Here is a 20,733-nt window from a genome sequence, read left to right as displayed (position 1 = left end):
ATTCCCTTTTTTGTTGCTTTATTTTGGCTTCATTGCATTTTCAATTCGGGCCACTAAATCATTTAAATGAAACTTTGTCAATCGGTCCGTTGCAACTGCAGCAGCTCCTTTTAATTGGGTTTTAAGTTCATTCAATTGTCCTCGCGCAATGGAAGGAATGTCAGTTTCAGTTAAGTTAATTCTTCTACCATTAAAATTGGCAAAATTACTTTTTTCAGTTGACATCGCTTCGGCAAGTTTTGTAACAAATAATTTCTGTAAATTTCTACGATAAATATCTATAGGAGCATTACTTCTAACTTCAGAGAAAATTCCTTTTTTCAAATCGCTCATCAATTTATCTACTGAATAATTGGCATTATTTTGAGAAGATGTCTCTAATAATCGAACTAAGCGATCTCCAGATAATAAACTCGTTAAAGTTCCATCTTGAATCGATTTTATGGCCTCAACTCCGTTTTCAGGTCTAATTTTCGATAATATATTTTGGTCTAATAGCCATTTTGGCGTTTTGAACAGTTGATCATTCAAGAAAGTAACCGCTTCATTTTGAATTATTGCAGGCACAACTTCATATTTGTCTCCTTCCATGTCATATGTTTTAGGAGATTCATATATTCCACCTACATTTTTAGTAACGTGACCCATATATCGTCTAAACTGACCCGTAAGTGAATTGTATAAACCGTTTAATTCATCATAATCTTCACCTGATTCTTTACTCCATTCTAGTAAGTTAGGTAAAATTCTTTTTAAATTTTTTATTCCATATTCAGAAGCTTTCATTGCATTATCTCCTAAATCTTCTGTTTGGAATCTTGGATCATAAGGATTGGTTTCCGTACCAAACCACAAACGAGGATTTTTATAAGCTTCTTTTGTCATGTCATTTAAGATGCTTTTTTCGTCCACTTCCGTATTTGCATCTTGAAAATAAGAATAACCCCATTTAATTGCCCATTTATCATAATCTCCAATTCTTGGGAATAAATCAGTTACGCCATCTTCAGGTTGTGCCACATAATTAAATCGGGCGTAATCCATAATGGAAGAAGTGTGTCCATTTGCTTTTTGAAAGTCCTTATCTCTTAATTTTTCTACTGGAGTAGCAAAACTTGCTCCCATATTATGTCTTAAACCTAATGTATGTCCTACTTCGTGAGAAGAAACAAAACGGATAAGTTCGCCCATCAACTGATCATCAAATTTTTTATTTCTAGCTTTAGGGTCAACAGCTCCGGTTTGAATTAAATACCAATCACGAAGTAAACTCATAATATTATGATACCAGCCAATATGACTTTCTAAAATTTCACCTGTTCTAGGATCATGAACGTTAGGACCATAAGCATTCTGAATGTCAGCTGCAAAATAACGTAAAACAGAAAATCTAGCATCTTCTAAACTCATGTTCTCATCATTTTCTGGCCAATATTCACCACGAATGGCATTTTTCCAACCTGCAAATTCAAATGCTTCTTGCCAATCATCAATACCTTGTTTGATATATCCTCTCCATTTTTCTGGAGTTGCAGGATCAATATAGTAAACGATAGGCTTTTTAGGCTCGATTAATTCACCATTTTTAAGCTTTAGAGCATCTTCTTCGTTTTTAGGTTCTAAACGCCATCTAACAGCAAAAACCTCTTTATCAGATTTGTGAGAATCTTCGGAAAAAACATCATATTTATTAGCAAAATATCCCACACGCTTGTCAAAAGCTCTTTTTTTCATAGGCTTCTGAGGCAATAATAACAGCGAAGTATTAAATTCAAAAGTGACTACACCTGCATCAAGTCCTGCTGGTAAATCTGTACCAATTCTAGGTGTTGGCGTAATTGAAATTTGTCTCGGAGTTGTAGCAAAAGTCTTAACAGTTCTAATTTCTGTGTTGATCGGAAATGTCTTTATACTTTGAATAAATGAACGATCTTTCTGGAAAGCCTGAATTTTTAACAATTGTTTGTTCATAGGACTCAAAGAAAAAGTCTGAACGTCAGCATCAAAAGCAGTATTCATATCGATTACATAGCCGGTATTTTCTTTTCCATTACTGCTTTTTTTGTAGGCTAAAATATCGTAGTTCCCTATTATAGGATCTGAACTTGAATTTCTAACCGCTTGAGTAATTGGTTTATCTTCGTCTGGCGTCATTATAATATAAGTAACCGAACGAACAAGAATGTTGTGATTTAATCCTTTTTCAAATTTGATAACTTGACGATTTACTTCTTCACCACCAAATATCCCTCCACCAGCAGGTGTTTTTGAATAACGTGTAATTGCAATAATTTCCTTTCCAATTAAAGTATCTGCAATTTCAAAAAGATATTTATCACCCACTTTGTGAACTTCTATTAATCCTTTTTGCGAAATAGCAGTGGTGTCAATTACTTTTTTGTAAGGTTTAGGTTCCTTTTTTAGATCTGGTTTTTTAGCTTCCGGCATTTCTACAGGAGTTGAACCTTTTTTATCTTTCTTTTTTCTTTGAGCAGTAGAATCTGTCGCGAAAAGAAATAGAACGAGACAACTCATCAAAGTTAGTTTTTTAATCATTTTTTTTATTTTTGGTTAATGGATTTCAAATTTATCCGAAAATCCTATCTTTACTAAGCATATTAAGATATTATTAAGATTTTTAACAACTGTTTCAGCGTGTTTTTTTATAAAAAATAGTTTTTTATATGCATGCATAGTATTTATTTTTATTATATTTGATACTTAATTAAATTTACAATGGAAAAACAATCTTTAACATCGCTTTTAAAAATTACACATCCTATAATTATTGCACCTATGTTTTTAGTTTCGAATACTAAAATGGTAATTGAGGGAATGAAAAGTGGCATTGCAGGTTGTATTCCAGCTTTGAATTATAGAACTTTAGAGGAATTACGATTAGCGATTCAAGAATTAAAAGCCGGGAAAGTAGAAGGTGGAAGCTTTGGGTTTAATTTAATTGTGAATAAATCTAATGTAAAATACAAAGAACAACTGCGTGTTTTATGTGAAGAAAAAGTAGATTTTATCATTACTTCATTAGGTTCACCAGAAGAAACGATTAACGAAGCGCATAAAGTTGGCATTAAAGTATTTTGTGACGTAACTGATTTAGGATTTGCTAAGAAAGTAGAAAGTCTTAAAGGTGATGCATTAATCGCAGTTAACAATTTAGCAGGTGGACACCGAGGTGAAATTGATCCAGAAAAATTAATTAAAGAATTAAATGAACATACTTCTTTACCCGTTATTTCTGCTGGTGGAGTAGGGAGTAAGGCTGATTTAGACAAAATGTTAAGTTACGGTGCAATTGGTGTTTCTGTTGGAAGTCCGTTTATTGCTTCAAACGAAGCTGGAGTTTCTCAAGAATACAAACAAGCCTGTGTTGATTTTGGTGCAAAAGATATTGTGATGACGGAGCGTATTTCTGGAACTCCTTGTACGGTTATTAATACACCTTATGTTCAAAAAGTGGGAACGAAACAATCGTGGTTAGAAACTAAATTAAATAAATATAAAAGTTTAAAGAAATGGGTCAAAATGATTCGTTTTTATATCGGAATGAAAGCTACAGAAAAAGCTGCAACGCAAGTAACTTATAAAACAGTTTGGGTAGCAGGACCAAGTATTGAAGATACAAAAGCAATTTTACCATTAGCTGAAATAGTAACTAAATTAGTCCACTAGTTTATTTATTGTTACTTTTACTCCAAAGAAATTCAATTGAAAAAAATAGCGAATTATTTCATTTCCTTATTAATCGTTTTTATATTCGGTTTTTTGGCGTGGAATAGTTCGGAAGATTCAGTTTCGAATCCATCAGCTGTTGCTTTTTCAAAAGAAGTTAGTTCTAAAATCGAACAAAATAATTTCGAATTTAACGCGGAAGGCATTCAAAAAGAATCTTTTTCTTTTAAAGCCGGACAAAGTAATTCGCGTTCTAATGAAATTGTAAGAAAACTTACTTATCCATTTTTTCATACGATTTCATTTTTTCAAATAGAGTTGATTCTTAAAAATAGCTTTGAAGTTTTCTTTAGTAAAAAGAACTTTATAGATTTATTTTTCACAACATCCATCATCATTTTTCCTTTTCATTATTTTTGGTAAATCTTATTTTATATTATAGTTAATCCCTTGTATTTAGTATACTTTGGGAACAATGCTCGTACACTTAATTTAAAATAAAATCAAAAAATGGATATTACCAACACTATACTTGGAGCCGTACTTTTTTCATTCATCATCGGACCAATTTACATCATCAATAAAAACGTTAAAAAGAAAAAAAATCAAGCTTTAAAAGACCTAAACCAATTATCAGTAGATAAAAACGACAAATTCATAGATGCTGATTTCTGGAACAATGATTATGGAATCGGATTAAAAGCAGAAGAATTATGTTTTATTGGAAAGCATGAAGATGCCGTGTTTAAAGATGTAATTCGAATGAAAGAAATCAAAAAATGTACAATCGTTAAAATGGGAAAATCTGGAGTTCCAAAACAAAACCACGATATTGTAAAACTTTCTTTGCATTTAGAATTTAAGACGCAAAAAGATATGCATTTAGTATTTTTTGAAACCAGTCCATCTCACTTTATTATTGGTGAAGAAGTTCGATTAGCTACAAAGTGGCAACAATTGATTAGCAGTAAGATTTAAAACTAAAAAAGCCTCAATGTAAGTTGAGGCATTTTTTATGAGTTTTCGAGAATATTATTCAATTGCTAATTCAAATACTTTATCCCAATTTTTACCAGTTACAAAATAGGTCTTCGTTGCAGGATTGTAAGCTATTCCGTTGAAAGCATCTAATTCTTCATGTTGAGTAACTTTGCTTCTTAAATCTGAACAATTGATTACATTTTCTACAGCGCCCGTTTTTGGATCAATTACGGCAATAGAATCTTTTTGATAAATGTTTGCCCAAATTTTGCCATTAATCCATTCCATTTCATTCACCGCTTCAATTCTTGCACTATTAGTAAATACATTAATAAAATTTTCCACCTTTAAAGTCTCTGGATTTAAAATGTAAATTTTTTCAGAACCATCGCTCATGTATAACTTTTCACCATCATTTGTTATTCCCCAACCATCGGTGTCAATTGTAAAGGTTTTTTCTAATTTGAAAGTTTTAGCATCATACACAAAACCTGTTTTTTCTTTCCACGTTAATTGGTAGATTTTATCTTTTAAAACCGTAATTCCTTCGCCAAAAAATCGATCTTCTAGTTTGATTGATTCTAGTACTTTACCGGTTTTATAATCAGTTTTTCTTAAAGTAGATTTCTTATATTGACCTGTTCCTTCAACTAATACGCCATTATAAAACTCTAAACCTTGTGTATAAGCAGTAATATCGTGTGGATAAGTATTTAAAATTTTATAGTTTATTATTTTTGGTTCATGCGATGCAAAAATTGAAAAGCTAGAAATAACTTCTACGTTCTTTCCTTCAAAATAAACCAATGCTTTAATTGTTTGGTTGCCCAATTTTTGATCTTTTAATTCAAAATTTAGCTTCTCATTTCCTTTTACAGTTCCAACTTTTATGTTATTAATAAAATATATTGTAGAGTCAATAACTTTGTTTTCCTTGTTTTTTAAAACCAAATTAACGCTCTCTTCTAGCTTTAAAATGGGTTTTATGCTTGAATTATCGACTTCGAACAAATTTTTTAATGCATTTTCATCGTCTTTACATGCAGTTGAAATCAGACCTAATACTATGAAAGCGAATAGCTTAACTTTTAACATGGTTTAAATATTTTATAGGGTAAATATACAATCATTTTTTATACTCACAATTCGCTTGCAAAAATATAAAAAGATTGTATATTTGTACCGGCAAGTCCTACACGACCAGCTCCTGCAGACTCCTCCAGGGTGGGAACACAGCAAAGGTATGTGGTTGTAGCGGTGCGATGTAGGTCGCTTGCCATTTTTTATTAAATCTCCCATTGTAGGAGATTTTTTTTTGTCCTAAAGTTGCGTAACTTCGCATCATATCCTAATAAAATGAGTAAAGTAGTACTAATTACAGGCGGTTCATCAGGCATTGGAAAATCTATTGGCGAATTTCTTCATCAAAAAGGATTTGTAGTGTATGGAACAAGTCGTAATCCTGAGAAAATCACCAATTCAATGTTTCCATTAGTGGCATTAGATGTTCGAAATAAGGAGAGTATTGTAAAATGTGTTGCTGAAGTAATTCATAAATCAGGACGTTTAGATGTTGTAATTAATAATGCAGGCGTTGGAATTACGGGGCCAATTGAGGAAATTCCTACAGAAGAAATAAAAAATAATTTCGAAACGAATTTATTTGGACCGATAGAAGTAATGAAAGCAGTTTTACCTCAAATGCGTCTACAACAATCGGGATTAATTATTAACGTTACTTCTATTGCTGGTTATATGGGATTGCCTTACAGAGGCGTTTATTCCGCTTCAAAAGGTGCTTTAGAACTTATTACTGAAGCCTTAAGAATGGAAGTGAAATCCTTTGGAATTCATATTACAAATGTGGCACCAGGAGATTTCGCAACCAATATTGCAGCAGGTCGTTATCACGCGCCAGTAGTAAAAGGTTCGGCTTATGAAATCACTTATGGCACTACTTTAAAAGAAATGGACAATCACGTAGATAGTGGTAGTAATCCAAACGAAATGGCAACTGCTATTTATGGAATAATTCAAGACAATAATCCAAAAATTCATTATAAAGTTGGTGCTTTTATGCAAAAGTTCTCTATAGTCTTAAAGCGAATTTTGCCTGATAAAATCTACGAGAAAATGCTAATGAATCATTATAAATTATAGAATTAGAAGTTAGAATTCAGAAGTTAGAATTTTTGAACTTGAGATTGAGTTTGCAATTGATTTTTGAATTTGATTCCTTACTTTTGTAATTCAGAACAACACACACTTATAAAATAGAACAATATGAAATTTTTTATTGACACAGCTAATTTAGAGCAAATTAAAGAGGCACAAGAATTAGGTATTTTAGATGGCGTTACAACAAATCCATCATTAATGGCTAAAGAAGGAATTACAGGTAAAAATAATATTTTAAAACATTATGTGGACATCTGTAATATTGTGGACGGTGATGTAAGTGCCGAAGTAAATGCAATGGATTTAGAAGGCATGATCAGAGAAGGTGAAGAATTAGCTGATTTACACGAACAAATCGTTGTGAAATTACCTATGACTAAAGAAGGTGTAAAAGCATGTAAATATTTTTCAGACAAAGGAATCAAGACAAATGTAACTTTAATTTTCTCTGCTGGCCAAGCTTTATTAGCGGCTAAAGCGGGAGCAACTTACTGTTCGCCTTTCGTAGGAAGATTAGATGATGTTTCTACAGACGGTTTAAACCTTATTGATGAAATTCGTCAAATCTATGATAACTATGGTTTTGAAACTCAAATTTTAGCAGCTTCTGTTCGTCATACAATGCATATTATTAATTGTGCAAAAATTGGTGCAGACGTAATGACTGGACCATTATCTTCAATTACAGGATTATTAAAACATCCCTTAACTGATATTGGAATCGCTCAGTTTATTGCAGATTACGAAAAAGGAAATAAATAATTTCTTCAAGTTGTACAAAAGCAAAAAGCGTCTCGAATTCGGGACGCTTTTTTTAGTTAAAATAAGTAGTAACTTTTATTATAAATTCTGTTCAAAATGAACATCAAAGAAATTCGCGAAGCCATTTTTAATAGTTCCATCGGAATTTAAAACAATAATGCGATGCACTTTTGTGATTACCCACAGTTTACGAATGGCTTCAAAATCAACTGAATGAAGTTCTTTTATAGTATTTAATTTGTATTTCTTAAGTGCATTTCTCCATTTAGAATCAGAATCATTAATGTTGATAGCAATAAAATCATAATTTGGATATTTCTCCTTGAGTTCCATTGCTTTCTTATGAGCTGTAATTAAATGTGATTCTGCTGGCGTTGTCCAGAAAAACAAAACGGTAGGTTTTTTAATTGACGTGCGAATGTCAAAAGGCTCATTGTTTTCATCAATTAAACTGATTTCTGGTAATTTATTCCCAACTTTTAAATTCTGTACCGAAGAATATATTTCAGTAATTTCTTTTTCTTGTTCAACATTTGTAGATAATTGCAAGTACCGTTCTACAAATTTTTGATTATTATACATGTTTTGATCTTCTAACAAATACATCAAAGCCACGTTGTTCAGCACAACATTTTTCGTTTTTTCGTTTTTAATTAAAGTATCAGTAATGTTTAATTTCGCAATATTATTATTTAAAGAATTTTCATTTAAATCATTTGCGTTGTTTTGAAGTGCCACATTAGTTAATAACGAATTCACATACCTTATATAAGGCGCGAAATCGGTTAAGCTTGTATTGTCAAAATCAACTTCCTTTCGATGGCTGTAGTAATTTTTTGGTAGCGTCTGTCTAATGTTTTCTCCTGTACGAAATTGATGTGCGTAAGGATAAATCTCTTTTTTCGAAATATGATGAAAATCTAAACTAGATTTCGCAATTAAATCAAAATTAGCATCCCAGCCAATTTCAGCTTTTTTCTTCAAGTAAAGTGATTTTCGAATGGCAAAACTAGAATCAATATTTTTTACAAATCTGTTTACATCTCTATCGAAGACCTTAAACATCAAGGCTTTGTCTGCTTCGTTTTGAAGATATAATTCCATTAAGAAATTATTTTTTTCATCACCACGACCACAAAAGACAATTGAGTTATCAAAATCGAATGTATTTAATCGTATCATTAAACTATCATTCTTATCAAAATAGATGTATTGATATTCAGGATCATGCTTAAAAGTATATAATCCAGGTACTAATGAATCAAATTTATGCATAAAACGATTGTCTTTATCCAAGAAAATCGTGTCAATAAGTTCATTATCTTTCAAAAATAAAACGAAATTTTCTTGCGGATTGACAATTTCACCACCTATATAAGCCACATAGTTATCGGCGTCAAACCCTTTGCTACAAGAGGTCAAAGTAGAAAAAATTGCGATAGATAGGGGGAGAAAATATTTAAAGTAATTCTTAATCATCTAATAGATTATTAATTTATGAACAAATGTATTAGTTTAAAAGAAAATAGCTTGTTAACGTTCAGTTAAATTAAACCTATATTAATTCTAAATTATCCTTCCGAAAATCTACTATTTTTACTACTTTTGCATCAGTTTTTAAAAGATACAAAAAATGTTAACAATTTCAAATTTATCGGTTCAATTTGGTAAACGAATTTTATTTGATGAAGTAAATACGACTTTCACACAAGGAAACTGCTACGGAATCATTGGAGCAAATGGTGCTGGAAAATCTACCTTCATGAAAATTATTGCAGGCGAAATGGATCCTACTTCAGGTAGAGTAATCCTTGAACCTGGAAAACGTATGTCAGTTTTAAATCAAAATCACAACTTATTTGACGAACATACTGTTTTAGAAACAGTTTTGATGGGAAATAAGGTGTTACATGCTATTAAAACAGAAATGGATGCATTATATGCTGATTATACCGACGAAAACGCGAACAAAATTGGCGAATTGCAATTGAAGTTTGATGAAATGAACGGTTGGAATGCAGAAAGTAATGCGGCGACAATGTTATCTAACTTAGAAATTGGAGCAGAACACCATTATACTTTAATGAGTGAAATGGACGGAAAACTAAAAGTTCGTGTCTTATTAGCTCAAGCTTTATTTGGTAATCCTGACGTTTTAATTATGGATGAGCCTACTAACGACTTGGATTTCGAAACAATTGGTTGGTTAGAGAATTTCTTAGCAAACTATGAAAATACTGTTTTAGTAGTATCGCATGACCGTCACTTTTTAGATGCAGTTTGTACTCACGTTTCTGATATTGACTTTGGGAAAATTACGAATTACTCTGGTAACTATACGTTTTGGTACGAATCTTCGCAATTAGCGGCACGTCAAAAAGCACAACAAAATAAAAAGGCTGAAGAGAAAAAAGCAGAATTAGAAGAATTCATTCGCCGTTTTAGCGCGAACGTTGCTAAATCTAAACAAGCTACTTCTCGTAAGAAAATGATTGAAAAATTAAATTTAGACGAGATTAAACCTTCAAGCAGAAGATACCCAGCAATTATTTTCGATACGGAAAGAGAGGCTGGAGACCAAATCTTAAATGTTCAAAACTTAAGTGCTTCTGTAGAAGGAGATGTTTTATTTAAGGATGTAAACATAAACATGGCAAAAGGAGATAAAATTGTAGTTTTCTCTAAAGATTCTAGAGCAACAACTGCTTTTTATGAAATCTTAAATAATAATATGACGCCTGACTCAGGAACATTTGATTGGGGAATTACTACGACACAATCTTATTTACCGGTTGATAATCACGCATTTTTTGATGGTGTAGATTTAAATTTGGTTGACTGGTTACGTCAATGGGTGAAAACAGAAGAAGAAAGAGACGAAGTTTATGTTCGTGGATTCTTAGGTAAAATGATTTTCTCTGGCGAAGAAGCATTGAAACAATGTAATGTTTTATCTGGAGGAGAAAAAGTACGTTGTATGTTATCGCGTATGATGATGATTAGAGCTAACGTGTTGATGTTAGATGAACCTACGAATCACTTGGACTTAGAATCGATCACTGCTTTCAATAATTCATTGAATAACTTCAAAGGTTCTGTATTGTTTACAACGCATGACCACGAATTTGCACAGACAGTAGGAAATAGAATCTTAGAATTAACACCAAATGGAGCTATCGACAGATACATGACATTTGATGAATATTTAGACGATGAAAAAGTAAAAGAGCTAAGAATTAAAATGTATTCTTAAATATACTATAATCCCAAATGAAAATTTGGGATTTTTTGCAAATAAAAATTATGAAAAAATATTTATTTTTACTTCTAATCACTTGTTTTTCTGCTTTTGGACAAGAAATGTATGTTCCTTATAAAATAGGGAATAAGTATGCAATCTCAGATTATAATGGTGTTTTAAAGACTGAAGCCGTTTATGACTCGTTAGATGTTAATAGTAATCAAAATGAAATTTTAAATTTTAAAAGGGATACACTTTCTGGCTTAGTATATCAATTAAAAGAGATTGTTATAGGTAATGATTACATAGATTATTATTTAAAAAAAGAGTATATTTTAGCAAAATACAATACTAAAGAATACTTTCCATACCATAATTTTTTTAATCTATATGGAAAGAAAATGCTTTCAGATAGCTATTATCATTTAGAATTTTTTAAGTATTGCGAAAATTGTTTATTCCATATTGTAAAAGCACAATATTACGAAAAAGGAGTAAAAAAATATGATTTATATATTTATAATTCTAAAAAACAAGATCTTGAAAGTATTTCAATAACCAATGTAGACGATGTTTCAGTGCCCTATCTATCTGATTTTACAAGTAAAATTATAAAAGTAACTAAAGCTAATAAGATAAATTACTATGAAATAGCTAAAAATCAAGATAAAGTTGTTTTACAAGATGCTTCTGCAAAGAAAAAAGAGCTTAATAGTCAATCAATGATTATAGAAAGGAGCACTTATAATGAAGATAATGAAGAAGTATATCATTATTCATTTCACACGTATAAGTTTACTGCAATAAAAGTTAAAGAAAACAAATACTTTTTAGAAACATCGATGGGTAGGAAAAAAGATACAACAGAAATAAGTTTGTCCAAAAAAGCAAAAGATTTAAAAATTGTAGATTATAAATTTGACTATTATTTTGGTAAAAAACCAACTGGAGTATTTAACTATTTGGAATATAAAATAAATAATAATATTGGCTATTATTTTACAGATTCAATTTACATGAGTCCTGAAAAATATTATTCTGTTGCTTTTTTTAATTCTAATTTGAGTACTAAAAACACTATTTCACAAAGTTATATTTACGGAATTAAAGACAAGAAAACGAAAAAAATAAAATATGGAGTAAATGATTTATTTGGAACTGAAATAATCAAACCACTTTATGATCGGATTAAAATAAATTTTACTGATAACAATAGCCAACAGAAACTTTTTAAAAATATAGAAAATTACTTTATCGTTTATAAAGACGCTAAATTCGGTTTCCTAACAACTACGGGTGAAGAAGCACTTCCTATCAAATATGATACGTATTATAAAAATGAATATAAAAGTAAACAATACGATTCTAAGTTCTCTATTTTAAGGCACGGTGAAAATTACAGTATTTTTAATATTTATGGACTGAATAATTTTCAATATTCAAAATATGAATTTAAGTATAAGCCAAAATTTTACATTTCTCATTTTTATGATGTAAAAGAACACATTCTATTTGGATTGTTTAACGAAGCCAATGAATTTTTAGGATATGCCAACGAAAATGGAGTCTATTTTTTTAAAGAATAATAGGAGAGCTTTTTTATTGAAAATTGGTGTTTTTTCTAAATTTTAAAGACTTTACAGAGTGAAATTATACTTATAAAAATGATTTAAAAATTATATCTTTACAAGAATTACACAACTAAAATAAATATGAGTCAAAAAGTTTTGCTCACTTCAAAAGAAGTACACATTATCTTGCATCGATTAGCTTGTCAACTAATTGAAAATCATCTTGATTTCTCAGATACTATTCTTATTGGACTACAACCAAGAGGTAAGTTTTTAGCCGAAAGAATCAAACAAATTTTAGAATCGGATTACCAGATAAAAGATATTCAGCTGGGCTTTTTAGATATTACATTCTTTCGTGATGATTTTAGACGTAGCGAAAAGCCATTGGAAGCTAATAAAACCCAAATCGATTTCTTAGTAGAAAATAAAAAAGTAGTTTTCATAGACGATGTTTTGTTTACAGGAAGAAGTATTAATGCGGCATTAACCGCAATTCAATCTTTTGGAAGACCATCGGAAGTGGAACTTTTAGCCTTAATTGACAGACGTTTCAGCCGACATTTGCCTATTCAGCCTGATTATAGAGGAAGACAAGTCGATGTAATCAACAACGAAAAGGTTTTAGTGAAATGGCTAGAACAAGATGGAGAAGATGCCGTTTATTTAGTTACCAAATAAAAGAACTACAAACACACACTACATATAAATGAAAGAATTATCAGTAAATCATTTAATCGGAATAAAGAACATCACTAAAAGGGATATCGAATTAATCTTTGAAACTGCCGATCAGTTTAAGGAAGTAATAAATCGTCCCATAAAAAAAGTACCTTCATTACGTGATGTTACTATTGCAAATATCTTTTTTGAAAACAGCACAAGAACTAAATTATCTTTCGAATTAGCTCAAAAACGACTTTCGGCAGACGTAATTAGTTTTTCGGCGGCGCAATCTTCGGTTAAAAAAGGTGAAACCCTAATTGATACTGTGAACAACATCTTAGCTATGAAAGTAGATATGGTTGTGATGCGTCATAGTAGTCCGGGAGCCGCACATTTTTTATCTCAAAATGTAAGTGCAAGTATCTTAAATGCTGGTGATGGTGCTCACGAACATCCAACACAGGCTTTACTAGATAGTTTTACGATTAGAGAAAAATTAGGAGATGTTGGCGGTAAAAAAGTAGTAATTGTCGGTGATATTTTACATTCGAGAGTTGCTTTGTCAAATATCTTCGCGCTTCAAATGCAGGGAGCTGAAGTAAAGGTGTGTGGTCCAAAAACGCTAATTCCCAAGTATATCGAATCACTTGGCGTAACCGTAGAACCAAATCTTCGTAAAGCCTTAGAATGGTGTGATGTAGCAAATATGCTTCGCGTACAAAACGAACGCTTAGATGTAAGTTATTTCCCTACTACAAGAGAATATACCCAACAATATGGTGTAACAAAAGAATTGTTGCAATCACTAAATAAAGAAGTTGTAATTATGCATCCTGGACCCATTAATCGCGGTGTAGAAATCACTTCTGATGTGGCAGATTCGGGACAATCAGTGATTCTAAATCAGGTAGAAAATGGAGTAGCAGTTCGTATGGCGGTTATTTATTTATTGGCTAGTAAGATTAAGAATTAAATAGTATATTAGCTTTATCCATTAGTAAAAATAACTTTATGAAAGTAGAACAAAAAGGTCATACAACGGTTTTAAAACACACCCTTAATAATGTGGAAGCTTTTGTTGAAAAAATCACCAATCAGTATCACGAATTCCAAACTCAAAATTTAATTTTGGACCTTTCTCAAGCGAAAGAAGTTTCAAATGACTGTTTACTTCATTTTAAAGATTTTTCTAGAAACCATACAAAAGCAAAAAAATCTATTATTATCGTGACGGATAAAGTCGATATTGACAAAATACCTGATTATCTGAGTGTGGTTCCTTCTGTTTTAGAAGCGCACGATATGATTGAAATGGACGAAATTGAACGTGATTTAGGCTTTTAATTTTTCGTATAAAATACTATATTTAACGTAAGTTATTATTTTAAATACTTTTCTAAAAGCTAAAAACAACTGCTGTTTTTAGCTTTTTCTGTTTTATAATTATACCTTTAAATCCTAAGTAAAGATTTGTGAGCTAAATATGAAATTATATTTTAACACTAAAAAGCGTCTTTTTAATGTTAAAAGTAGTTTAAAACCACATAAAATAAGATTTAAACTTGTAAAATCTTCTGAATTTTCGTATATTGTGATTTAAAGGAATTTTAGCAATATTTATATTGCAATCTTATAAATTCCATAACTCCACTTAGAGTTAAAATTATACATAAATATATGCACTAACAATTTGCACTGGTTTTACCTAGTGTAATCTAATTTTATATACACAAAAATGAGTAAAAAAAGAGTCGGAATTATTGGCGCTGGTCCCAGTGGATTAGCCCAATTGAGAGCTTTTGAAGCCGCTAAGAAAAAAGGGTTTGAAGTACCAGAAGTTGTTTGCTTCGAGAAACAGAGTAATTGGGGTGGAATGTGGAACTTTTCCTGGAGAACAGGAGTAGGGAAGTATGGTGAGCCAATTCACGGAAGTATGTACAAATACTTATGGTCTAACGGACCAAAAGAGTGCTTGGAATTTTCTGACTATTCTTTTGATGAACATTTTAAAAAGCCGATTTCCTCTTATCCTCCAAGACCTGTTCTGTTTGATTACATTCAAGGTCGAATTAAAAAAGATGACGTTAGAGCATATATTCGTTTTGACACCACGGTAAGATGGGTGAATTTCAACGAAGCAACTAAGAAATTCGAAGTAGTTTTAGATAACCTCAAAGATGACGTTACTTATACAGAAGAATTTGATTATTTAGTTGTCGCTTCCGGACATTTCTCTACACCAAATATGCCCTATTTTAAAGGAATTGAACATTTCCCGGGACAAGTTTTGCACGCACATGATTTTAGAGGAGCTGATCCTTATAGAGATCAAGATATTCTAATTGTTGGAAGCAGTTATTCGGCGGAAGATATCGGTGTGCAATGCCACAAACACGGAGCGAAATCGGTTACCTTGAGTTATCGTACTAATCCGATTGGCGTAAACTGGCCAGAAGGAATTTCAGAAGTGCCGTTGTTGATGCGTTTTGAAGATGACATCGCCCATTTTAAAGACGGAAGTTCAAAACGATACGATGCCGTAATTCTTTGTACGGGTTACCAACATAAATTTCCATTCCTGCCAGATGAATTGCGAATGAAAACCAAGAATAATTTATATCCCGATCAAGTTTATAAAGGTATTTTCTTCAACGAATTACCAAAAATGATGTATCTTGGAATGCAGGATCAGTATTATACATTTAATATGTTTGATACGCAGGCTTGGTTAGCTAGAGATTATATGATGGGGACTTATAAATTACCAACTAAAGAAGAACGTAGAGTAGATATGGATAAATGGTTGCGAGCCAATCAAAAATTAGAATCGAGCTTTGATCATGTTGATTTTCAAACCGATTATATTAAAGATTTATTGAGTTTATCAGATTACCCTGATTTCAATGTGGATAAAGTTGCCGTGATGTTTAAGGAATGGTTAAAAGATAAAGACGAAGATATTTTGACCTATCGGGATAAAACATTTCAAAGTGTTGTGACCGGAACTATGGCAGAAACCCATCATACGGAATGGATGGACGAATTAGATGATAGCAAAGAACGCTATTTATATATGGATGAATCTAACGATGAAATGGAATTTACTATGGAGAAAAATACGCTATAAATACATTTTAAAATACTTATTTGTTTTGAAACCTCACTTGTCCTTTTGATTCGTGAGGTTTTTTTTTACCATTTAATCAGTTGATCCATTAACTTATTCATTAGTTGCCAGTGAGTTGAAATAGTAATTGCATAAGATTGAAGTATTAATGATAGATATAAAAATTTGAAAAGCAACAGTTATGTTGTATATTTACAATAAATCTATTGTAATTATGAAAGAGCCTTCAAATAAAACTGTACCTTTTGATACAACAAAAAGTATTCAAAATGCTTCTGAAAAAAGTGTAATGGGTAAAAAGTGGACTTTAATATCTGATAATAAAGAATATGTTTGGACTAATAAAATCGAACGGGTTCAAATTATTAGAGCAGGTATTCCTTATGGTTCCATAGAAGTTATAAGTAAAAGATTGAACCGACCTGTAAAATCCATGTTGACTTTAGTAGGTTTGCCACAAACCACTTACAATAAAAAGAAGAGCGACCACGCATTACTTGATAGTCGTGATAGTGAATTAGTAGTATTAATTACTGAATTAATTGATTTTGGTGTTGAAGTATTTAACCATGAGAATGAAAAATTTCAAAGATGGTTAAAAAAGCCAAATCTCTCGCTTGGAGGGAATTCACCTGAAAGTATGCTAGACACAATCACTGGAATTGATGAAGTGAAATTTTGTTTAAATAGAATCGAATTCGGAAATTTCGCCTGATGGTAGTTTTTAGAATCGAAAGGGAAAAATACTTAGCAATGACACTACAAGGTATTGGTGCGTCTATGTCAAAAGGATACCGATGGAACAGTATGTTTACAAGAGTTGTTTATACAGCCGAAAGTAGAGCTTTAGCCACACTAGAAGTTTCTGTCCATTTGGACTTAAATGAAGACTTACCAAATGATCGTTATTATGTAGAAATTGAAATTCCAGATGATGTATTAATTTCCGAAGTTAAACGCGAAGATTTACCTTCAGATTGGGATAATAAACCGCCAACGACAACTACGCAAATAATAGGCGACGATTTCATTCATTACAACGAAGCTGCTGTTTTAAAAGTACCGAGCAGCATTGTGCCACAAGAATTTAACTACTTAATAAATCCAAATCATCCCGATTTTACTAAAATAAAAGTCATTACTTCCTATAAAATGAATTTTGATTCCAGAATTAAACCTTAATTGTCTTTTAAAAAGAGTTTCTAAATTAAGTTAAAATTCCTAAAAGTAGTTTTGTGCTTCTAAAGTTTTGTCTTAAATTTACGAATATTGCCTGTACCAAAATAGTATGAAGTAGAAAACAGAAATTTGGTCCGACAAATAGTATTAAAAACCTGAAAACTTTTTATCTTGAAACTACAAATACTCGGCTGTTATGCCGCAACACCAAGAACGATAACCAATCCCACTTCTCAAGTATTAGATATTAAAAATCATCTTTTTTTAATTGATTGTGGCGAAGGAACGCAAGTTCAATTGCGAAAGCATAAGATCAAATTTTCTCGTATCAATCACATCTTTATTTCTCACTTACATGGCGATCATTTTTATGGCTTAATCGGTTTAATATCGACGTTTTTGTTGTTAAATAGAGAAAATGATTTGCATGTTTATGGTCCAAAAGGAATCAAAGAAATTATTTTATTACAACTAAGAGCTTCGGGTTCGTTCACAGGGTATAATTTGTACTTTCACGAATTAGAATCCAAAGAAAGTGAAGTGATTTATGAGGACGATAAAGTAACGGTGAGTACAATTCCATTAAATCATAGGGTTTATACCAATGGATTTTTGTTTCGAGAAAAAGTTGGAAACCGTCATTTAAATATTGAAGCAGTTGCCAAATATAAAATAGAAAAATGTTATTTTGATAAAATAAAACTAGGTGGAAATGTTACATTAGATTCTGGTGAAGTTATTGATAACGAGCTTCTTTCCTTTCCTCCGGATGTTCCTAAAAGTTATGCCTTTTGTAGCGACACAATGTACGACGAATCAATTGTACCGCTAATTAAAGAAGTAGATGTTTTGTATCATGAATCCACATTTTTAGATTCAGAACAACAATATACTGAAAAAACGAAACATTGTACGGCAAAAGAAGCAGCTAAAATTGCCAAATTAGCCAATGTTAAACAACTTATTTTAGGACATTATTCCACAAGATACGGATCCATCGAACCTTTCAAAACTGAAGCAGAAACTGTTTTTGAAAACGTTTTATTGGCCGATGACGGTAGGGAATTCGAATTTTAAATTAGGAAGCAACACAGATTTTATAAATTCAAGAAATTAATAGAATCTATTCTAAAACTTATATGACTTATATGTTTCAAAAACAAGAAGTCAAATTTTCAATAAATAAAATATGATACAAACGGTTATTTTTGATATGGATGGCGTAATTGTAGACACTGAACCAGTGCACCATTATGCTTATCACGAACATTTTAAAGAATTAAATATTGATGTTACGCCTGAAATGTATGCTTCTTACACAGGAAATTCAACACGTAATATTTTTCAAAAATTAAAGGAGCGATTTGATTTACAAGAAGATGTTGAAAATTTAATCTTACGCAAACGCCACTTGTTTAATGAAGCATTTGACACCAAAGAAGATTTGTTTTTGATTGAAGGCGTAGAAGATTTGATTAAAGATTTACACAAAAATGGAATCCAATTGATTTTAGCATCTTCGGCTTCTAAAACTACTATTGAGCGTGTTTTCAATCGTTTTGACTTGCACCAATATTTCACGCATAAAGTTTCAGGTGAAGATTTTCCAAAATCAAAACCACATCCTGCCATTTTCGAACATGCAGCAAGTTTATCATTTGCATCAAAGGAAAGTTGCATTGTAATCGAAGATAGTACAAATGGAATTCAAGCTTCGGTTTCAGCAGGCATTTTCTGCGTTGGTTACAATAGTTTTCATTCTAAAGACCAAGATTTATCCAAAGCAAATACGGTTGTACAGCATTTTAATGAATTAAATTTTGAAATAATACGCGATTTGAATTAATCGCGTTTTTCACCTTGCAAAGTATGTTTGTCAACAATTCGTTTTCCATCCTTTTTTACAGCTTCGTCATTTCGCATTGACCAAAAGAAATCACTTGAAAATTTGCGAGCTTCATCTAAATTTACAATAGGAAATGGATAATCACGTCCAATTTCGAAATCGTAAAAAAGTTGCTCAATTGGAGTCAATTTCCAAGGTTCGTGCACAAATTCAGACGGAATATTCGCTAATTCTGGAATCCATTTTTTAATAAAAGTTCCATCTGAATCGTGTTCGTAAGAATTCTTCACGGGACTGTAAACGCGTAAAGTATTGATTCCCGTCACGCCAGCTTGCATTTGAATTTGTGGATAATGAATTCCTGGTTCAAAATCTAAAAATTGTTGGGCTAAATGTGGACTGCAATTCTGCCAAGGTTGAAACAAATGATGCGTATAAAACGAAACAACTAAAGCACGCATTCTAAAATTCAAATACCCCGTCGTATTTAAGCATCGCATACAAGCATCTACAAGTGGAACGCCAGTGTTTCCGGTAATCCAAGCTTTGTGATAATTGGCATCAACTCGTTGCTTTAGATTGCGATAACCTTTATTTACAGCAATAAATTCCATATCACTTTCCATTTCAAACTTCTGAATAAAATGGCCTTGCCAACGCAATCGCGAAGCAAAATTTGTAATCGATCTTTTAAATTTTCCTTGTTGGTGTACTTCCCAAGCTCTCGTATAAACTTGACGAATGGATAAATTTCCCCAAGCAATATAAGGTGACAATCGACTGCAACCTTTTCGAGCTAATTCGGGTTTGGAAATATGACTGCTGTAATTTTGAACCCGTCCTTCAAAAAAGGAATTCATATAGCGCATTGCTGTGAGAACACCGCCTTTTTGAAAATTTGTATTGTGAATGGTTTTAATAGAAGGAATATCAAAATGGTTTTCTAATTCTTCAATTTCGATATATTTTACAAAACTTCTTGGTGTTGGTTGAAAAGGCAAACAATCTTTATCCATATAACCATACCAATCTTCTTTCCAATTTTTACGGTTTTTGATACCTCTAATTACTCCATTGGTGATGTATTCATTCCAAATAATTTCTTTTTTCTTCAGAAATTCTGCTACAGCTAAATCTCGTTCGAAAGTAAGTTTTATTCCAGTTTCTTGATGTGAATAGACACTTTTAATCGAAATTAAAGAGGTTAACTTTTCAAAGACAGCAAGTGCTTCGCCTTGAACAATTAAAATTTGGGTATGAAAAGGCAGTAATTCTTTCTGAAGTGCTTCTAAGGATTGTTTTATGAAATCAAAATGACGCTGACTGTAATGATAATCTTTTAGTAACGATGGTTCGAAAATATATAACAATAATGTCTTTCCAGAAGTCGATAAGGCTTCTTGTAAGGCTTCGTGATCCTGCAAACGCAAATCTCTCTTGAACCAAACAATTTTCATTTTTTATTCTTTTTTTGCCACAAAGACGCTAAGTCGCA

19 protein-coding genes and 1 other RNA gene are annotated in these 20,733 nt (G+C 31.6%); 16 read left to right on the top strand and 4 right to left on the bottom strand.

From position 1 onward, the window contains the following. Window positions 1-18: 18 nt before the first annotated feature. Window positions 19-2,556, bottom strand: coding sequence for a zinc-dependent metalloprotease (locus ACFSX9_RS10555; protein WP_379807441.1), 2,538 nt, complete (start codon window positions 2,554-2,556; stop codon window positions 19-21). Window positions 2,557-2,736: 180 nt separating this feature from the next. Here ACFSX9_RS10555 and ACFSX9_RS10550 point away from each other — a divergent pair, with 180 nt between their 5' ends. The 3 genes from ACFSX9_RS10550 to ACFSX9_RS10540 all read left to right on the top strand — a co-directional run bounded on the left by ACFSX9_RS10550 (window position 2,737) and on the right by ACFSX9_RS10540 (window position 4,665). Continuing rightward, window positions 2,737-3,687, top strand: a complete 951-nt coding sequence (locus tag ACFSX9_RS10550) for an NAD(P)H-dependent flavin oxidoreductase (RefSeq protein ID WP_379807439.1) — start codon at window positions 2,737-2,739, stop codon at window positions 3,685-3,687. A gap of 36 nt (window positions 3,688-3,723) precedes the next feature. Continuing rightward, complete coding sequence (locus tag ACFSX9_RS10545; RefSeq protein WP_379807437.1) at window positions 3,724-4,110, top strand: hypothetical protein; 387 nt, start codon at window positions 3,724-3,726, stop codon at window positions 4,108-4,110. 87 nt (window positions 4,111-4,197) lie between these two features. Then, entirely contained in the window at window positions 4,198-4,665 is a 468-nt protein-coding gene (locus ACFSX9_RS10540; RefSeq protein WP_379807435.1) for a hypothetical protein, read from the top strand. Between the two features lie 54 nt (window positions 4,666-4,719). Here ACFSX9_RS10540 and ACFSX9_RS10535 read toward each other — a convergent pair whose 3' ends face one another. Next, a complete protein-coding gene (locus ACFSX9_RS10535; RefSeq protein WP_379807433.1) occupies window positions 4,720-5,763 on the bottom strand; it encodes a glutaminyl-peptide cyclotransferase in 1,044 nt (347 codons plus the stop codon). Window positions 5,764-5,851: 88 nt separating this feature from the next. Here ACFSX9_RS10535 and ffs point away from each other — a divergent pair. The 3 genes from ffs to fsa all read left to right on the top strand — a co-directional run bounded on the left by ffs (window position 5,852) and on the right by fsa (window position 7,608). Next, window positions 5,852-5,949, top strand: an RNA gene (gene ffs, locus ACFSX9_RS10530) — signal recognition particle sRNA small type. 75 nt (window positions 5,950-6,024) lie between these two features. Next, window positions 6,025-6,828, top strand: coding sequence for an SDR family oxidoreductase (locus ACFSX9_RS10525; protein WP_379807431.1), 804 nt, complete (start codon window positions 6,025-6,027; stop codon window positions 6,826-6,828). A gap of 123 nt (window positions 6,829-6,951) precedes the next feature. Next, on the top strand, window positions 6,952-7,608 hold the full coding sequence (gene fsa, locus ACFSX9_RS10520; RefSeq protein WP_379807429.1) for a fructose-6-phosphate aldolase: 657 nt from the start codon (window positions 6,952-6,954) through the stop codon (window positions 7,606-7,608). A 78-nt stretch (window positions 7,609-7,686) separates the two neighbouring features. Here the strand turns inward: fsa and ACFSX9_RS10515 are convergent, their stop codons facing one another. Beyond that, window positions 7,687-9,087, bottom strand: a complete 1,401-nt coding sequence (locus tag ACFSX9_RS10515; RefSeq protein WP_379807427.1) for a TlpA family protein disulfide reductase — start codon at window positions 9,085-9,087, stop codon at window positions 7,687-7,689. Between the two features lie 154 nt (window positions 9,088-9,241). Here ACFSX9_RS10515 and ACFSX9_RS10510 point away from each other — a divergent pair, with 154 nt between their 5' ends. The 10 genes from ACFSX9_RS10510 (at window position 9,242) to ACFSX9_RS10465 (ending at window position 19,238) form a co-directional block, all read left to right on the top strand. Further along, window positions 9,242-10,861, top strand: coding sequence for an ABC-F family ATP-binding cassette domain-containing protein (locus ACFSX9_RS10510; protein ID WP_379807425.1), 1,620 nt, complete (start codon window positions 9,242-9,244; stop codon window positions 10,859-10,861). Window positions 10,862-10,911: 50 nt separating this feature from the next. Beyond that, window positions 10,912-12,435 carry a hypothetical protein gene (locus tag ACFSX9_RS10505; protein ID WP_379807423.1) on the top strand — a complete coding sequence of 508 codons (1,524 nt, stop codon included), beginning with the start codon at window positions 10,912-10,914 and terminating at the stop codon, window positions 12,433-12,435. A 126-nt stretch (window positions 12,436-12,561) separates the two neighbouring features. Next, complete coding sequence (pyrR, locus tag ACFSX9_RS10500) at window positions 12,562-13,101, top strand: bifunctional pyr operon transcriptional regulator/uracil phosphoribosyltransferase PyrR (protein WP_379807421.1); 540 nt, start codon at window positions 12,562-12,564, stop codon at window positions 13,099-13,101. A 28-nt stretch (window positions 13,102-13,129) separates the two neighbouring features. Next, the gene (locus ACFSX9_RS10495) at window positions 13,130-14,059 is read left to right on the top strand and encodes an aspartate carbamoyltransferase catalytic subunit (protein WP_379807419.1); all 930 of its coding nucleotides are present in this window, start codon (window positions 13,130-13,132) and stop codon (window positions 14,057-14,059) included. 38 nt (window positions 14,060-14,097) lie between these two features. Then, window positions 14,098-14,430, top strand: coding sequence for a ribonuclease Z (locus ACFSX9_RS10490; protein WP_379807417.1), 333 nt, complete (start codon window positions 14,098-14,100; stop codon window positions 14,428-14,430). A gap of 391 nt (window positions 14,431-14,821) precedes the next feature. Continuing rightward, window positions 14,822-16,213: an NAD(P)-binding domain-containing protein gene (locus ACFSX9_RS10485; RefSeq protein ID WP_379807415.1), complete on the top strand. Its 1,392-nt coding sequence runs from the start codon at window positions 14,822-14,824 to the stop codon at window positions 16,211-16,213. Window positions 16,214-16,394: 181 nt separating this feature from the next. Then, window positions 16,395-16,928, top strand: coding sequence for a type II RES/Xre toxin-antitoxin system antitoxin (gene parS / locus ACFSX9_RS10480; RefSeq protein ID WP_379807413.1), 534 nt, complete (start codon window positions 16,395-16,397; stop codon window positions 16,926-16,928). Then, window positions 16,928-17,395, top strand: coding sequence for an RES family NAD+ phosphorylase (locus tag ACFSX9_RS10475; protein WP_379807411.1), 468 nt, complete (start codon window positions 16,928-16,930; stop codon window positions 17,393-17,395). Before parS ends, ACFSX9_RS10475 begins: the two co-directional genes overlap by 1 nt. Before the next feature lie 168 nt (window positions 17,396-17,563). Continuing rightward, window positions 17,564-18,469: a ribonuclease Z gene (locus ACFSX9_RS10470; protein WP_379807409.1), complete on the top strand. Its 906-nt coding sequence runs from the start codon at window positions 17,564-17,566 to the stop codon at window positions 18,467-18,469. A 112-nt stretch (window positions 18,470-18,581) separates the two neighbouring features. Further along, on the top strand, window positions 18,582-19,238 hold the full coding sequence (locus tag ACFSX9_RS10465; RefSeq protein ID WP_379807407.1) for an HAD family hydrolase: 657 nt from the start codon (window positions 18,582-18,584) through the stop codon (window positions 19,236-19,238). Here the strand turns inward: ACFSX9_RS10465 and ACFSX9_RS10460 are convergent. Continuing rightward, complete coding sequence (locus tag ACFSX9_RS10460) at window positions 19,235-20,695, bottom strand: cryptochrome/deoxyribodipyrimidine photo-lyase family protein (RefSeq protein WP_379807405.1); 1,461 nt, start codon at window positions 20,693-20,695, stop codon at window positions 19,235-19,237. The genes ACFSX9_RS10465 and ACFSX9_RS10460 overlap by 4 nt on opposite strands. Window positions 20,696-20,733: the final 38 nt, after the last annotated feature.

It is taken from the genome of Flavobacterium ardleyense, from assembly GCF_042686085.1.
Lineage (GTDB): Bacteria > Bacteroidota > Bacteroidia > Flavobacteriales > Flavobacteriaceae > Flavobacterium > Flavobacterium ardleyense.
The sequence above is the reverse complement of the archived record's forward strand: the minus strand, read 5'-3'. Positions and strand labels throughout refer to the sequence as shown.

What these genes read in the sequence shown, in the direction of transcription:
- ACFSX9_RS10550 (WP_379807439.1), top strand. Translation starts at nt 2,737, where the DNA reads ATGGAAAAACAATCTTTAACATCGCTTTTAAAAATTACACATCCTATA.
- ACFSX9_RS10505 (WP_379807423.1), top strand. Translation starts at nt 10,912, where the DNA reads ATGAAAAAATATTTATTTTTACTTCTAATCACTTGTTTTTCTGCTTTT.
- ACFSX9_RS10465 (WP_379807407.1), top strand. Translation starts at nt 18,582, where the DNA reads ATGATACAAACGGTTATTTTTGATATGGATGGCGTAATTGTAGACACT.
- ACFSX9_RS10490 (WP_379807417.1), top strand. Translation starts at nt 14,098, where the DNA reads ATGAAAGTAGAACAAAAAGGTCATACAACGGTTTTAAAACACACCCTT.
- ACFSX9_RS10515 (WP_379807427.1), bottom strand. Translation starts at nt 9,087, where the DNA reads ATGATTAAGAATTACTTTAAATATTTTCTCCCCCTATCTATCGCAATT.
- ACFSX9_RS10495 (WP_379807419.1), top strand. Translation starts at nt 13,130, where the DNA reads ATGAAAGAATTATCAGTAAATCATTTAATCGGAATAAAGAACATCACT.
- ACFSX9_RS10475 (WP_379807411.1), top strand. Translation starts at nt 16,928, where the DNA reads ATGGTAGTTTTTAGAATCGAAAGGGAAAAATACTTAGCAATGACACTA.
- ACFSX9_RS10540 (WP_379807435.1), top strand. Translation starts at nt 4,198, where the DNA reads ATGGATATTACCAACACTATACTTGGAGCCGTACTTTTTTCATTCATC.
- ACFSX9_RS10525 (WP_379807431.1), top strand. Translation starts at nt 6,025, where the DNA reads ATGAGTAAAGTAGTACTAATTACAGGCGGTTCATCAGGCATTGGAAAA.
- parS (WP_379807413.1), top strand. Translation starts at nt 16,395, where the DNA reads ATGTTGTATATTTACAATAAATCTATTGTAATTATGAAAGAGCCTTCA.
- ACFSX9_RS10510 (WP_379807425.1), top strand. Translation starts at nt 9,242, where the DNA reads ATGTTAACAATTTCAAATTTATCGGTTCAATTTGGTAAACGAATTTTA.
- fsa (WP_379807429.1), top strand. Translation starts at nt 6,952, where the DNA reads ATGAAATTTTTTATTGACACAGCTAATTTAGAGCAAATTAAAGAGGCA.
- ACFSX9_RS10535 (WP_379807433.1), bottom strand. Translation starts at nt 5,763, where the DNA reads ATGTTAAAAGTTAAGCTATTCGCTTTCATAGTATTAGGTCTGATTTCA.
- ACFSX9_RS10555 (WP_379807441.1), bottom strand. Translation starts at nt 2,556, where the DNA reads ATGATTAAAAAACTAACTTTGATGAGTTGTCTCGTTCTATTTCTTTTC.
- pyrR (WP_379807421.1), top strand. Translation starts at nt 12,562, where the DNA reads ATGAGTCAAAAAGTTTTGCTCACTTCAAAAGAAGTACACATTATCTTG.
- ACFSX9_RS10485 (WP_379807415.1), top strand. Translation starts at nt 14,822, where the DNA reads ATGAGTAAAAAAAGAGTCGGAATTATTGGCGCTGGTCCCAGTGGATTA.
- ACFSX9_RS10460 (WP_379807405.1), bottom strand. Translation starts at nt 20,695, where the DNA reads ATGAAAATTGTTTGGTTCAAGAGAGATTTGCGTTTGCAGGATCACGAA.